This is a genomic window from Streptomyces sp. NPDC048248 (genome assembly GCF_043201875.1).
In the GTDB taxonomy this organism is placed as follows: Bacteria; Actinomycetota; Actinomycetes; order Streptomycetales; family Streptomycetaceae; genus Streptomyces.
This window is the reverse complement of sequence record NZ_JBICZL010000003.1, coordinates 1-13,177: the sequence shown is the minus strand read 5'-3', so window position 1 is coordinate 13,177 and position 13,177 is coordinate 1. Positions and strand designations below refer to the sequence as shown.

14 protein-coding genes, 1 tRNA gene and 1 pseudogene are annotated in these 13,177 nt (G+C 70.9%); 2 read left to right on the top strand and 14 right to left on the bottom strand.

The features are described from left to right. Positions 1–59 precede the first annotated feature (59 nt). The 9 genes from ACGFZW_RS06125 to ACGFZW_RS06085 form a co-directional block, all read right to left on the bottom strand. On the bottom strand, positions 60–293 hold the full coding sequence (locus tag ACGFZW_RS06125; protein ID WP_129296442.1) for a hypothetical protein: 234 nt from the start codon (positions 291–293) through the stop codon (positions 60–62). 3 nt (positions 294–296) lie between these two features. Then, entirely contained in the window at positions 297–545 is a 249-nt protein-coding gene (locus ACGFZW_RS06120) for a hypothetical protein (protein WP_393891847.1), read from the bottom strand. A 602-nt stretch (positions 546–1,147) separates the two neighbouring features. Then, a tRNA-Ala gene (locus tag ACGFZW_RS06115) sits at positions 1,148–1,220 on the bottom strand. A 112-nt stretch (positions 1,221–1,332) separates the two neighbouring features. Further along, positions 1,333–1,986, bottom strand: coding sequence for a histidine phosphatase family protein (locus ACGFZW_RS06110; RefSeq protein WP_393892347.1), 654 nt, complete (start codon positions 1,984–1,986; stop codon positions 1,333–1,335). Further along, on the bottom strand, positions 1,983–2,417 hold the full coding sequence (rsfS, locus tag ACGFZW_RS06105; protein WP_393891846.1) for a ribosome silencing factor: 435 nt from the start codon (positions 2,415–2,417) through the stop codon (positions 1,983–1,985). The genes ACGFZW_RS06110 and rsfS overlap by 4 nt, the downstream gene beginning before the upstream one ends. A gap of 232 nt (positions 2,418–2,649) precedes the next feature. Beyond that, positions 2,650–4,461, bottom strand: a complete 1,812-nt coding sequence (locus tag ACGFZW_RS06100) for a LytR C-terminal domain-containing protein (protein WP_393891845.1) — start codon at positions 4,459–4,461, stop codon at positions 2,650–2,652. A 24-nt stretch (positions 4,462–4,485) separates the two neighbouring features. Next, positions 4,486–5,097 carry a nicotinate-nucleotide adenylyltransferase gene (nadD, locus tag ACGFZW_RS06095; RefSeq protein WP_393891844.1) on the bottom strand — a complete coding sequence of 204 codons (612 nt, stop codon included), beginning with the start codon at positions 5,095–5,097 and terminating at the stop codon, positions 4,486–4,488. 52 nt (positions 5,098–5,149) lie between these two features. Continuing rightward, positions 5,150–5,359 (bottom strand): hypothetical protein, encoded by a 210-nt coding sequence (locus tag ACGFZW_RS06090; protein WP_393892387.1) that lies wholly within the window; start codon positions 5,357–5,359, stop codon positions 5,150–5,152. A gap of 69 nt (positions 5,360–5,428) precedes the next feature. Beyond that, positions 5,429–5,578 carry a hypothetical protein gene (locus tag ACGFZW_RS06085; protein WP_393891843.1) on the bottom strand — a complete coding sequence of 50 codons (150 nt, stop codon included), beginning with the start codon at positions 5,576–5,578 and terminating at the stop codon, positions 5,429–5,431. Positions 5,579–5,708: 130 nt separating this feature from the next. On the opposite strand from ACGFZW_RS06085, the gene ACGFZW_RS06080 reads away from it, so the two are divergent. Further along, positions 5,709–6,812 (top strand): M48 family metallopeptidase, encoded by a 1,104-nt coding sequence (locus ACGFZW_RS06080; protein WP_393891842.1) that lies wholly within the window; start codon positions 5,709–5,711, stop codon positions 6,810–6,812. On the opposite strand, the gene ACGFZW_RS06075 is transcribed toward ACGFZW_RS06080, so the two are convergent. From ACGFZW_RS06075 to proB, 5 genes are all read right to left on the bottom strand, one after another. Beyond that, positions 6,775–7,905, bottom strand: coding sequence for a hypothetical protein (locus ACGFZW_RS06075; protein WP_393891841.1), 1,131 nt, complete (start codon positions 7,903–7,905; stop codon positions 6,775–6,777). The genes ACGFZW_RS06080 and ACGFZW_RS06075 overlap by 38 nt on opposite strands. A 97-nt stretch (positions 7,906–8,002) precedes the next feature. Next, the gene (locus ACGFZW_RS06070) at positions 8,003–8,677 is read right to left on the bottom strand and encodes a hypothetical protein (protein ID WP_393891840.1); all 675 of its coding nucleotides are present in this window, start codon (positions 8,675–8,677) and stop codon (positions 8,003–8,005) included. A 62-nt stretch (positions 8,678–8,739) separates the two neighbouring features. After that, positions 8,740–10,008: a glutamate-5-semialdehyde dehydrogenase gene (locus ACGFZW_RS06065; protein WP_393891839.1), complete on the bottom strand. Its 1,269-nt coding sequence runs from the start codon at positions 10,006–10,008 to the stop codon at positions 8,740–8,742. A gap of 109 nt (positions 10,009–10,117) precedes the next feature. Beyond that, entirely contained in the window at positions 10,118–10,612 is a 495-nt protein-coding gene (locus ACGFZW_RS06060; protein WP_393891838.1) for a hypothetical protein, read from the bottom strand. A gap of 262 nt (positions 10,613–10,874) precedes the next feature. Beyond that, positions 10,875–11,993: a glutamate 5-kinase gene (gene proB / locus ACGFZW_RS06055; RefSeq protein WP_393891837.1), complete on the bottom strand. Its 1,119-nt coding sequence runs from the start codon at positions 11,991–11,993 to the stop codon at positions 10,875–10,877. Between the two features lie 410 nt (positions 11,994–12,403). Here proB and ACGFZW_RS06050 point away from each other — a divergent pair. Continuing rightward, a pseudogene (locus tag ACGFZW_RS06050) lies at positions 12,404–13,177 on the top strand (hypothetical protein); the annotation flags it as partial.

Sequence of the window (13,177 nt, the reverse complement as noted above, 5' to 3'; positions counted from 1 at the left end):
CAACGCGCGCCCAGGAGTGCCCCCGACCGCCCGACGGGGCCGCACGCGGCCCGCGATGATCAGGCAGTGGCGAACGAGTAGAACCGCTTCAGCGTGCAGTGCTCGTCCAGCAGCCGACCGTAGATCGGCTCCCCGTCGAGTTCACGGTAGGTCTCGATGGGGTCGCCCTTTATGACGAGGGCCCGGGCACATTCCTCGCACCAGTACTGGTACTCGGCATTGACCGGCTCCATATCGCGGACGATCGGCGTACCGCTGCCGCACCAGTCGCATTTCCTGCTGTGGGCGCCCATCAGTCAGCTCCAACTGTGGCCGCAGGCCGTACAGACGAAGGAGATTCCTCCGTTGTCGCCCAACACCTGGGCGACGTGGGATGACCCGCAAGAAGGGCACTGCAAAGCGGAACCTTCGCTCCCGCCATCTGCGGATCCAGGACCGTCGACCGGGCAGGTGAAGCGGAGCGCGTATTCCGGCAGCCAGTCATACCCCTGCGCCTCGGCCACTTCGAGCAGGTCATTGACCTCCTCGAGGATGCTCGTGGGCATCGCGATGTCTCCTCCCCTGCCGGCGCCGTCCGATTCTGCCACGGACCACGCATCGGGTCAGGCCCGCCTTCCCGCCATACCGGCCGCCCCTCGGCCACCCCCGCGCCCCCGGGAGCGAACCTGCTCACCCACCGTGGGCGCGACGCTCTCTCGACGGCGTTCCCGACGGCTGTTTCGGGGAGAGTGCCCTGAAAAGCCCCCCGCCCGGGAGCAGTTCGAACTGAGGGACGGTCACTGCGGGCTCTCGCGTCTCCGCCGGGCGCCCTCTGCCCGGAACACCGGAGGCGGGGGAAGCATCGGACAGCCAGGCGAACCGGGAGCTCGGAGCCGGACACGCTCGCTCCTCCCCACTCGCAAGGACAACAGGGACCGCCCGGAACGCCCACGTCCCAGCGGCCGCACACTCCACGCGCTCCACAGGGAAACGCCTCCAGGCACCCGCGCTGCGCCAACCGCCGGGTCCACAGACCCACGGGCCCGGAGTGACGTCCGCCACACAACGTGGCGTCGCCACCGTGCGCCACCGCAAATACAGAGATCCCGCCGCCTCGCGATTCAGTGTCGGGCACTGGCTCCGCGAGGAGACGGGATCATCCGGGCTGTGGAGCTAAGGAGAATTGAACTCCTGACCTCCTGCATGCCATGCAGGCGCTCTACCAACTGAGCTATAGCCCCGGGTCTTGTTCCGCTCCTCCGGGTTTCCCCCGGCGGCGCCGCGAACAAGAAGAACTTTAGCCTGCGACCTGCCCGGATGTGAAATCCGGTCGGCCGGCCCCGGCCGCGGGGCTCAGTCGTCGTCGCCGAGCACCGGCTCCGGCAGGGTGCCGGCGTTGTGCTCCTGCAGGCGCCAGCCGCGCGCCCCCTCGCCCAGAACGGACCAGCAGCAGTTCGACAGGCCGCCCAGGCCCTCCCAGTGGTGGGAGTCCAGGCCGAGCAGCCGCCCGATGGTGGTGCGGATCGTGCCGCCGTGGCTGACCACGACCAGGGTGCCGCCGTCGGGCAGCTTGTCGGCGTGCTCCAGCACGACCGGGGCGGCCCGGTCGGCGACCTCCGTCTCCAGCTCCCCGCCGCCGCGCCGCACCGGCTCACCGCGCTTCCAGGCGGAGTACTGCTCGCCGTACTGCGCGAGGATCTCGTCGTGCGTCAGCCCCTGCCAGGCGCCCGCGTAGGTCTCCCGCAGCGCCGCGTCGTGCGTCACGTCGAGGTGCGTCAGAGCGGCCAGCTCGGCCGCCGTCGCCGCGGCCCGCTGCAGGTCGGAGGCGATGATCGCGTCCGGCTTGAGGGCCGCGAGCAGCCGGGCCGCGCGTCGCGCCTGCCCGACGCCCGTCTCGGTCAGTTCGATGTCCGTCGTGCCCTGGAAGCGTCGCTCCAGATTCCAGGCCGTCTGGCCGTGGCGCCAGAGGACGACGCGGCGGCCCCGGCCGCTCTTGGTGCCGTTCAGCGCAGCTCTCCGTCCTGCTCGGCGGCCGTTGCCTCGGCGTGCGCTGCGGCCTTGCCGCGGGTGGCCTTGGCCTCCTCGGGGAGGTCGATCTCGGGGCAGTCCTTCCACAGACGCTCCAGCGCGTAGAACACGCGCTCCTCGCTGTGCTGGACGTGCACCACGATGTCGACGTAGTCGAGCAGCACCCAGCGGGCCTCGCGGTCGCCCTCGCGGCGCACCGGCTTGGCGCCGAGGTCCTTGTTGAGCCGCTCCTCGATCTCGTCGACGATCGACTTGACCTGGCGGTCGTTGGGCGCCGACGCCAGCAGGAAGGCATCGGTGATGGACAGGACGTCACTGACGTCGTACGCGATGATGTCGTGCGCGAGCTTGTCGGCCGCTGCCAGAGCGGCGGCGTTGATGAGCTCGATGGAGCGGTCCGTGGCGGTCACAAGCGGCTTTCCGGTTCGAGGGCAGCTTCTCCGGCCGGGGCACGCGGCTCGCGGCGGGGCCGCGGCGCGCCGACGCCCCCTTGGGTGGCCGGATCGGCGATCAGATACGCCTCAAGGGTCTCACGGCCCACCGACACTCCCGGCGGGCTTCTCCCGTCCCGCTCCGGCCCGCCTCGAATGCCGCCGCGGCGCCCGCCGAACCTTCCGGCGGGCGCCGCGGGATTCCTGCCGGTCAGCCCTTGAAGTCCTGGCCGAGCACGACGGTGATGTCGGCGTTCGACACGCCCTTGCCTTGCTTGACCACGCCCGCCGGCAGCCCCAGCGTCTTGGCGACCTCGGCGGCCTTCGCCTTGTGGCCCGCGTCCGCGTACGTGACCTGCGAGACCGACCGCGCGGCCGTGTCGTTGCCGTCGTTGACGAACGTGTAGCCGCCGTTGACCAGGGCGACCTGCGCCTTGCCCGTGGCGCCCGCGCTGCCGCTGGCGTTGCGGACGGCGACCCGGGCGGTGACGTCGGGGCTGGTCTTCTTCACCGTGCCGCCGAGCACATCCTTGACCACGGCCTGCGACGCCGTCGGACTGAGCGTGCCGTCGGCCTGCACCGGCAGGGTCGTCGTGCGGTAGGCCCCGGTCTTTGCCAGCTCAGCGCGCTGCGCCAGCGAACTGCCCAGCTGCGCCTCGGTGAGGGGCGGATCGAGCACCTGGAGGAGCGTCTTGACGGTGGCGGTGGCGCCATCCGCTTCACTGGAGACCTTCTTCAAGGTCGCCTGCATGACCTGTCCGAATCGCTGGAGCTGCTTCGCCTGGGCTTCCCCGGGCCCCTGGTACGTGGCGTAGGCGACTGCGGCCTGTCCGTTGAGGTCCTGCCCGCGCCCCCGCTTGACCACCGGGGAGTCGCCCTTCTTCTCACCGGGCACGGCGGCGTCGGTGTCGAGGGTGATGCCGCCGACCGTCTCGACGAGGTTCTCCAGGTAGGGGGTGTCCAGCCGCCAGCTCGCCTTGATGTCGGCGCCCAGCAGGGTGTTGAGGGAGTCCCGGGTCGGGTCGACGCCCTCGTCCTTGACCGACTTGCCGAGCGTGGTGGTGGTCCCGTCCTCCTTGGAGACGGCGAGGTTGTTGGGCAGGAGGACCGTGGTGCCCTTGCCGGTGGTGGCGTTGTCCACCATCAGCGCCGTGGAGCTGTTCCCGGTCGCGGTGTCGCGCAGGTGGACCACGAGGACGTCCCGCTTCTGCCCGCCGCTCGCGGCGGCCTGGCCGGTGTCCGCGCCGGCCAGCCCCGGCAGTTTGCCCGCCCACCAGAGGTAGCCGACGCCGCCGGCGACCAGCAGGGCCAGCACGACGGAGAGCGCGACGAGCCGGCTGCGTCCGCGGCGCTTGGCCTCCTCGCGCCGCTCGGTGCGGCTCTCGGTGAACTTCAGCCAGTCGATGACATCCTCGGAGTCCTCGTCCGGCTCCTCGATGAACGAGAACTGCTCGGTGCGGTACTCGTCTTCCGCCGACGAGGCCGAACCGGGCGATGAAGGCGAGCCCGGACCGCCGTCCGAGGACCCGCTGCGCTGCGCCGGGGGCCTCGGCTGCTCGTACTGCTGCGGCACGGCCTGCTCATAGCGCGACCGCTCGTCGTACGAGGTCTGCTCGTAGGGCGGCTGCTGCGCCTGCTGCGGAATCCAGTCCTGCTGTTGCGGTTGCTGTTGAGGCTGCGCGTACGGGTCGTACTGCGGGGCGTAGCCCTGCTGCGCTGACTGACCGCTGCCGTACGCGTCGTAGCCGTATTCCTGGCCCCGGTACTGCTCCTGGGCCGGCGCGCTCTGTCCTGCGGCCGGCTGCCCGCCATAGGGGTCGTAGCCGTCGTAGGCCGCGGAGGCCGGAGGCATCGGGCGGCCGTACTGGTCGTATTGCTGCTCGTACGACGGCTGCGACGCCTCGCGGTACACCGGCTGCCCGTAGGCGTCGTAGGCGTAGCCCGGCTGCCCCTGCTGCTCCTGGGCATGGGGGTCGTGGGCATACGGGTCCTGCGGCCCGTACGGATCCTGTCGGTCGCTCACCGGTGCCCCTTTCCGTCAGCCCCGTCAGCTGTCGTCGCGGTACAGCTGCTTTTTGTCGATGTAGCGCACCACGCCGTCCGGTACGAGGTACCAGACGGGGTCGCCCTGGGCCACGCGCGCGCGGCAGTCGGTCGAGGAGATGGCCAGGGCCGGCACCTCGACCAGGGAGACCGCACCGGCGGGCAGCCCGGGGTCCGCGAGGACGTGGCCGGGCCTGGTCACGCCGATGAAGTGGGCGAGCGAGACCAGTTCCTTGGCGTCGTGCCAGGTCAGGATCTGACCGAGGGCGTCGGCTCCGGTGATGAAGAAGAGGTCCGCGTCGACGTGCTCGGAGCGCAGGTCACGCAGGGTGTCGATGGTGTACGTCTTGCCACCGCGGTCGATGTCGATGCGGCTGACGGAGAACTGCGGGTTCGACGCGGTCGCGATGACCGTCATCAGATACCGGTCCTCGGCGGGCGACACCGTCTTGTGGCTCTTCTGCCACGGCTGCCCCGTGGGCACGAAGATGACCTCGTCGAGGTGGAACTGGCTGGCCACCTCGCTGGCGGCGACCAGGTGTCCGTGATGGATCGGGTCGAACGTGCCGCCCATCACTCCGAGTCGCCGCTTCACGGGCCCTGTGTGCTCTCCCATGCGTGCAGACCCTACTGGGCGCCACGCGATGCCGGGGGCCGGGCGTCCGGGCTCAGCGGTCCCGGTTGAAGCGAGTGGTGATCCAGAGCAGGAGAAGCAGGACAAACAGGGCGCCGCCGCCGGTCAGATACGGGCTCAGGCTGGCGTGACCGCCGCCCTCGTGACCGCTTTCGGCGAGGGTGACCAGGGACTGTGCGGTGGAGTGCAGGCTCATCGTCAGCAGGACCAATCCGGGCTGGGGTCGGGCAGAGACTTCCGCCACATCGTAAGCGTGCCCGCACCGCGGGCACACGGCGACTCCGCCCTGAGCGGCCTCCGGCGGCCGGCCGGCTCAGTCCTGCTTGTAGCCGCGCAACAGAAACCACGCGAGCAGGCCCGCGCCGACGACACCGACGATGATCACCGCGCGCAGAATCCATCCGGGGCCGTCGGCCTTGGAGGTTTCCCCGGCGGCGGCGAGCAGCACGCTCGGATCCAGCATGGCGGAGCGCTCCTTTTGTGCGAGCTTGTGCGGTCATTGGTGCGATCGCCAGCGTACGCCCGAGCATCCAATCGCCTGTCGGTGGCGTCCTCTAGTCTGAACACACGCAGTCGAACAGGGGGAGGCCCCAATGACGGAGAGCCCAGGCGGCAGCGAAAACGTACCGAGCCGGGACCGCAGGCGGTTCCCCGGGATTTCGTCGCGGTCCTACGAACACCCGGCGGACCGCTCGGCGCTGGTCGCGTTGCGCAAGCTGAGCGGGTTCGACACCGTCTTCAAGACGCTCAGCGGCTTGTTGCCGGAGCGCAGCCTGCGGCTGCTCTTCCTGTCGGATTCGGTCCGGGTGGGCGACCAGCAGTTCACCCACCTCAACGACATGCTGCGCGACGCCTGCTACATCCTGGACCTGGAAAAGGTCCCGCCGATGTACGTCAATCAGGATCCGCAGCCCAATGCCATGTGTATCGGCCTGGACGAGCCGATCATCGTGGTCACCACCGGCCTGGTCGAGCTCCTGGACGAGGAGGAGATGCGGGCGGTCATCGGCCACGAGGTGGGACACGCCCTCTCCGGGCACGCCGTCTACCGCACGGTCCTGCTCTTCCTGACCAATCTCGCCATGAAGGTCGCCTGGATCCCCCTGGGCAATGTCGCGATCATGGCGATCGTGACGGCGCTGCGCGAGTGGTTCCGCAAGTCGGAGCTGTCCGCCGACCGCGCCGGACTGCTCGTCGGGCAGGATCTGCAGGCGTCGATGCGCGGCCTGATGAAGCTGGCCGGCGGCAACCACCTGCACGAGATGAATGTCGACGCCTTCCTCAAGCAGGCGGACGAATACGAGTCGGGCGGCGATCTGCGCGACTCCGTGCTGAAGATCCTCAATGTGCTGCCGCGCAGCCACCCGTTCACGACCGTGCGGGCCGCCGAGCTGAAGAAGTGGGCGGCCAGCCGCGACTACCAGCGGATCATGGACGGCCACTACCCCCGGCGCGACGAGGACAAGGACACCTCGGTCTCCGACTCCTTCCGGGACTCCGCGACCCACTACGCCGACTCGGTGCGCAACAGCAAGGACCCGTTGATGGGCCTGGTGCGCGACATCGCCGGTGGCGCAGGTGACCTGGGCGGCAAGCTGCGCGACACGGTCTTCCGCGGCGGACGCCCCGAGGGTTCGGGCGGCACCGACGGCGGAGGCGCTAACGGATCGGATGGCTCGGGCTCGGCTGGGAAGTAGCCGCCAGCTCACCGCAGAGCGAGGGACTGGTCCGGCCCTGTGCGTAGGGGTCGGTGCCGGCCGGGCGGTCGTTGCCCGCGCGCTGTCCGGCGAGCAGCGGCCGCAGCGTGTCGGCCGGCTTCGAGGAGCAGGCCAGCGGCCCCGCTTGGAGGTTGCTCTGCAGCACCTCCAGGCGGTGGGCGTTGAGATCTTCGCGGTCGAGGCGGAAGTGCAGCTCCCGGCGGACGGTGAACAGCGAGGCGGCGCCCGGCGTGGCCTTGCCGACGTCCTGGCCCGCGGTGTCGCCGCGCTGCCCGCCCGCCGGAGGGCGTACCGCGTAGACGAAGGTGTAGTCGGCGGTGACGTCGAGCGCGTCCGGGCTCAACTCCGCTGCCGAGAGCGTGCCGTTGACGCGTACGTTCCGGTCGGCGAGCTGAGTCTGCCGGGGGTCGAAACGCACCAGCCAGCCGGTCGCTGCGCTCCCCCCGTCGTCGTCCGGATGCGCCAGGCTCCGGTCGAACTGGTCGAGTTGTCCGGTGTCTATCAGCAGCCGGACAGGCCGCTGGGAACCGCCGGTGAGCGTCGCCGGATCCAGCGAGGAGCGGACGAGGTAATCCTTGGCGATGGTCAGCGCGGAGACGACCTGGCCGCCGGAGAAGTGCGCGGTGCGGGTGACGGCGGGCAGATTGACCCCCGCCGCACCGAGGCGGAAGTCCGCGGCCGGGCTGTGCGCGAAGAGATCGTCGGGCTTCGCTCCCGGCACGGCCCCGCCCGGCGCCAGCGGCACCACCGCGGACCGCATCGGCTGCACCCGGACCGAATCAGGAGTCCGGTAAGGGTGGCGTACACCCATGTAGACGGCCGTGCCGAAGGCCAGCACGATCAACACCACCAGCAGGATGGCCTGCCGCGGGCCGCCCGCCCTCAGAAAAGAGCGGTGGCGGGCTTTGACGGCGGGTGCGTGGTGCTCGCCCAGGCGCTCATCGGCGGAGAACTCCTGCAGACGGGCAGCGCGCACAAACGATTCGTCGAAGACGACGGATCGGTACTCGTCCTCACCGCCTCCCGGGGCGCCGTTGGGCGTCCCTTCGGGAGGGTCACCAGGCCCGCTCATACAACAAGAGTAGGTCTGAGGAGGGGAACGTAAACGCGCCGACGGGCGGCAACTTCACCGGACGGGCACGTTCGCTGCCGGAGCGACGCTGCCCGGCTCAGCGCGAGCGCGGCTGCGCCGAGGCCGACGGGGAGGCCGATCCGGCGGTCGCGGAGGGCAGCACACCGGGCGGCATCGTATGGCCGCTCTCGGGACCGCTGGTGGACGGGGTGTCGACGCCGCTGGTGGCGGGCGGTGGCGCCGGGCTCTGGTTCCGGCCGGAGGCACCGCGGTAGACGGCGCTGAAGGCCAGCGCGACCAGCCCGACGCCCATCACCACGGCCAGCACCCACGCCATGGGCCGGTGCCAGCGGGCGCTGCTGCGATAGGGACGCAGCGCGCCGCCATAGGGGCCGTACGGGCCGTGCGGTCCGTATTCGCCGTACTCCCCGTACTCGCCGTAAGGGTCGTAGTCGTAGTCGTCGGCCTCCGGGCCGCGGCGCCGGCGCCGTCGGGTACGCGGCCCTGCCTCGCCGTCCGGGCCCTCGGGCTCGTCCACGTCGTCCGGTCCGAAGGCGGACGCCGAGCGGGCCGCCTCGGCCTCCGCACGGGCCTCCGCGGCGGCCAGCATCCGATCGACGGCGGAGGGCTCATGAATCCGCGCGGCCCGGACGAAGTCCTCGTCGAAGACCACGGAGGCGAATTCTTCGTCCGCTCTTCCGTGGCTCCCGTAAGGGTGCTCGCTGGGGTCCTCACCGTCCGGGAACGGCTTGCCCCCCACGTCGTCCGGCACCCGTCCAGATTAGCCCCGGCCCGTCATTTTGGGCAGGGAGAACGGGGAATCCGAGGGACGGCTCAGCGGGTGTGCCCGTCCCCGGTGACGATGTACTTCGTGGACGTGAGCTCCGGCAGGCCCATGGGGCCACGGGCGTGCAGCTTCTGGGTCGAGATGCCGATCTCCGCCCCGAAGCCGAACTGGCCGCCGTCCGTGAAGCGGGTGGAGGCGTTGACGGCCACGGTGGTGGAATCCACCAACTGGGTGAACCGGCGGGCGGCGGCCTGCGACGTGGTGACGATGGCCTCGGTGTGACCGGAGGTCCAGCGGCGGATGTGTGCCACCGCCGCGTCCAGGTCGGGCACCACGGCCGCCGCGATGTCGTAGGAGAGGTACTCCGTCGCCCAGTCCTCGTCGGTGGCGGGCGCGACCATGCCCGGCCCGGCCTGCTGCCAGGCCGCGTCGCCGTGCACGATCACACCGGCCTGCGTCAGCGCCTCCAGCGCACGCGGCAGGAACTTCTCCGCGATCCCGGCGTGCACCAGGACCGTCTCCGCGGCGTTGCAGACGCTGGGCCGCTGCGCCTTGGAGTTGATGAGGATGTCGATGGCCGTGTCGATGTCGGCGGCCTCGTCGACGTACACGTGGCAGTTTCCGGTGCCGGTCTCGATCACCGGTACGGTGGACTCCTCGACGACCGTGCGGATCAGGGACGCGCCGCCCCGCGGGATGAGCACATCGACAAGACCGCGGGCGCGCATCAGCTCCCGGACCGACTCGCGGCTCTCTCCGGGCACCAGCTGCACCGCGTCGGCGGGCAGCCCGGCGCTCTCGACGGCAGCCCGCAGCACCTCCACCAGGGCGCTGTTGGAGGCGTACGCCGAGGACGAGCCGCGCAGCAGCACGGCGTTGCCCGACTTCAGGCAGAGCGCAGCGGCGTCCACCGTCACATTCGGCCGGGCCTCGTAGATGATCCCGATCACACCGAGCGGGACCCGGACCTGTCGCAGGTCCAGGCCGTTGGGGAGGGTCGAGCCGCGCACGACTTCGCCCACCGGGTCGGGCAGCGCCACGACATCGCGGACGTCGGCGGCGATCGCCGCGATCCGCTCGGGGGTGAGCGTGAGCCGGTCCACGAGGGACGCGGCGGTACCGGCGGCCTGCGCCTTGGCGATGTCCTCGGCGTTGGCCGCGACGATCTCGTCGGTCCGCGCCACGAGGGCGTCGGCGATGGCGAGCAGCGCTCCGTCGCGGGCCGTGCGCGGCAGCGGCGCCAGTTCGGCGGCGGCTTCCCTGGCGCGGCGGGCGGTCTCGAGGACGGGTGAGGAGTGCGATGTGCTGCTGGTCATGGCCGCAGCCTAGCCCGGTGGCAGGCAGCGGCCATGCCCTATTTCACACTGCGGGACACGGCTCACACGGTGGTGGACCGTCCCCCGGCGGGCACGGTCCACCACAGCCTCAGTAGGGGTGGACGCCGACCGGCGACGCGGGCGGCGGGCCGTACCCCTCCGCGATGCGCTGGTGGTAGGTCTCGCGGTCGATGACCTCCAGGCCGACGATCTCCCACGGCGGCAGCTTGGCCGTCGAGCGGTGCTCGCCCCACAGCCGCAGCGCGACCGCAGCGGCGTCGTGCAGGTCCCGCGCCTCCTCCCAGTAGCGGATCTCGGCGTGGTCGTCGGCATAGCGACTGGTCAGCAGGAAGGGGTGGTCGTGGGCGAGCTGTTCGAGCGCCCGTCTGACCTCCTGCAGGGGAGCCTCGGCGCCCGAGACGCTGAGGGTGATGTGCCACAGCCGGGAGGCGTCCCGGCGCTCGCCCTCGGGTGCCTGCCTGGCGGTCCTGCTCCGCTCCGTGCGCTCGTCCTCATCGGTCCAGCCGGCATCGCCGGTCCCGACGCTGGTCAAAGTGCGCTCCGCCGTCCCTCGGGGCGGTGCCCCTGGGCGCCCTCGTCTCACCGGCGGCCTCCTGTGATGCGAATCGCTCCGCCCTCGGGGGTGCGGAGCCGATCGGTGCGGTCGTACTTCGGCGTGTGCGCTCTCGCGCTGCGGGCGCCGCTCCCCTACGGCGCCCCCGCAACAAAGTTGACCAGCCCGCGGGCCGTCGCGGGGGCGTTTTCGCGAAGGTCTCCGTGGAAAGGCTGGTCTTCGCGCCGCGGATATGACGGCGTCCCGGAGGGGTTCACCGCCCGCGACGGCCCTCAGGGCGGCGGGACGGCGGTCAGTGGTGCAGCAGGACGAGGTCGTCGCGGTGCACGACCTCCCGCTCGTACGCCGGCCCCAGCTCACGGGCGAGGTCCCGCGTCGAACGACCGATCAATCGGGGGATTTCCCGCGCGTCGAAGTTGACGACGCCCCTGGCCACGGCCCGTCCGCTGCCGTCCCGCAGCTCCACCGGGTCCCCTGCGGAGAACTCCCCCTCGACCGAGGCGATACCGGCCGGCAGCAGCGAGGAGTGCCGCTCGACCACGGCCTGGACCGCCCCGTCGTCGAGCACCAGCGCGCCTCGCGGCGTGGAGGCGTGCGCGAGCCACAGCAGCCGGTCGGCGGAGCGGCGCCCGGTGCGCAGGAAGTGGGTGCCGGTCGGGCCGCCGGCGAGGGCGTCGGCGGCGTGCACGGCGGAGGTGAGGACCACCGGGATGCCGGCCGCGGCCGCGATCCGGGCCGCCTCGACCTTGGTGACCATGCCACCGGTGCCGACGCCGGCCTTGCCCGCGCTGCCGATGGAGATGCCCACCAGGTCCTGCGGCCCGCTGACCTCCGCTATCCGGGAGGTGCCGGGGGAGGCCGGGTCGCCGTCGTAGAGGCCGTCGACGTCGGACAGCAGGATCAGCAGGTCGGCGCGGACCAGGTGGGCGACGAGCGCCGCGAGCCGGTCGTTGTCGCCGAAGCGGATCTCGTCCGTGGCGACGGTGTCGTTCTCGTTCACGATCGGCACCGCGCCCATGGCCAGCAGCTGGTCCAGAGTCCGGTAGGCGTTGCGGTAGTGGGCCCGGCGGCTGGTGTCGTCGGAGGTCAGCAGGACCTGGCCGACCCGGCGGCCGTAGCGTGCGAAGGACGCGGTGTAGCGGGCGACCAGCAGGCCCTGGCCGACGCTGGCCGCGGCCTGCTGCCTGGCCAGGTCACGGGGGCGCTTCTCCAGACCGAGCGGCGCGAGGCCGGCGGCGATGGCACCGGAGGAGACCAGCACGATCTCCTTGTCCTGGTGTTTGACCAGTACGTCCACCAAGGCGTCGACGCGGTCCGCGTCCAGTCCCCCGGAGGCCGTGGTCAGCGAGGACGAACCGACCTTCACCACGATCCTGCGGGCGTGAGCCACGTCCTGCCTTGCGCCTGCCACCTGCGTACCCCTGTGCTCGCCGATCCCACTGCCGCACGGAGAATCCGTACGGGCCCTACGGGCGCAATCTACGGCAGCGGGGCCGACACGTGCGCCGGTATATCGCCTGACGGACGCCTTGCCGGACACTTCGGGACGCTCCACCGGACGGCTTCGCGCCGGGCATCCTCACGTTCCGGAGCCGTCCGATCGCCGGATTCCGTTAAGAGGGGACGGGTGTCCAAAAGGTTGCGTTCGATTGGTCCGCATTCGCGGTGATGAGAGCCACAGCAGATTGTCACCGAGGCCAACAAGGTCATACGGTCGGGTGTCCACCGGTCCCGTTTCGCCGCCCAGCGGCGTCGCAGCGCGGGACCCGGCCGCCCCCACGGCCCTCCCCCTGACCGTCTTGCTGCCAGGAGCCCTCCCCCGTGCCTTCCGCCGGAATCGCCCCCCGCCGAGTCGTCCAGCTCGCGGCACTCTTCGCGATGATGGTCGCGTTCACCGCCCAGCTCGTCGGTGCGCTGTTGCCCGTCATCCCGCTGTTCATCGCCGCGTCCGTGGTCAATCTGGGCCTCGACCTGATCCTCCAGCACAAGCAGCCCGGCCTGCTCTCCGTGCTCGGCCGGGTCCGTTTCGACGTCACTGTCCGCCAGCTGCTGCGCGACATGCTGATACTGGTCGGCCTGCTGCACATCGACGGGATCAATCCCCTCAACGAGCAGGCCCCGCTCACCATCACGCTGCTGCTGTTCTACGGGACGCATTTCGTGTGTCAGGCGGTGGCGGTGCTGGTGCGCAGGACGCGGAGTCTGCCGTTCGTGACGCGGAACATCGATGCGTCGGCGTTGGGTCTGTCGGATGCGCCGCCGCGGATCCTGTCGCGGCAGACGGGCCGGCGGCTGCTGCGTTTTTCGGTGCCGAGCACGCTGGGCATGATGCTCACCGCGATCACCACCGACGCCTACTGGGGCGGTATCGGCCTGACGGTGTCGCTGGTGCTGTCCGCCGGCGGCACCCTCTACCTGGGCACCTGGCTGCTGCCCAAGCACCGCGTGATGAGTGAGCAGCGGGCGCTTGCGTGGCTGGATGAGTGGCTGGCGCAGTACCGGCCGACGGTGGGGATGTATTTCTCCGGGGGTTCGTCCTCGGCGTATCAGGCGAATATGTGGCTGGGGACGCTGGCCGGTCTGGACGGCAAGCCG

What these genes read in the sequence shown, in the direction of transcription:
- ACGFZW_RS06125 (WP_129296442.1), bottom strand. Translation starts at nt 293, where the DNA reads ATGGGCGCCCACAGCAGGAAATGCGACTGGTGCGGCAGCGGTACGCCG.
- ACGFZW_RS06120 (WP_393891847.1), bottom strand. Translation starts at nt 545, where the DNA reads ATGCCCACGAGCATCCTCGAGGAGGTCAATGACCTGCTCGAAGTGGCC.
- nadD (WP_393891844.1), bottom strand. Translation starts at nt 5,097, where the DNA reads ATGGGAGAGCACACAGGGCCCGTGAAGCGGCGACTCGGAGTGATGGGC.
- ACGFZW_RS06085 (WP_393891843.1), bottom strand. Translation starts at nt 5,578, where the DNA reads ATGCTGGATCCGAGCGTGCTGCTCGCCGCCGCCGGGGAAACCTCCAAG.
- ACGFZW_RS06080 (WP_393891842.1), top strand. Translation starts at nt 5,709, where the DNA reads ATGACGGAGAGCCCAGGCGGCAGCGAAAACGTACCGAGCCGGGACCGC.
- ACGFZW_RS06075 (WP_393891841.1), bottom strand. Translation starts at nt 7,905, where the DNA reads ATGAGCGGGCCTGGTGACCCTCCCGAAGGGACGCCCAACGGCGCCCCG.
- ACGFZW_RS06065 (WP_393891839.1), bottom strand. Translation starts at nt 10,008, where the DNA reads ATGACCAGCAGCACATCGCACTCCTCACCCGTCCTCGAGACCGCCCGC.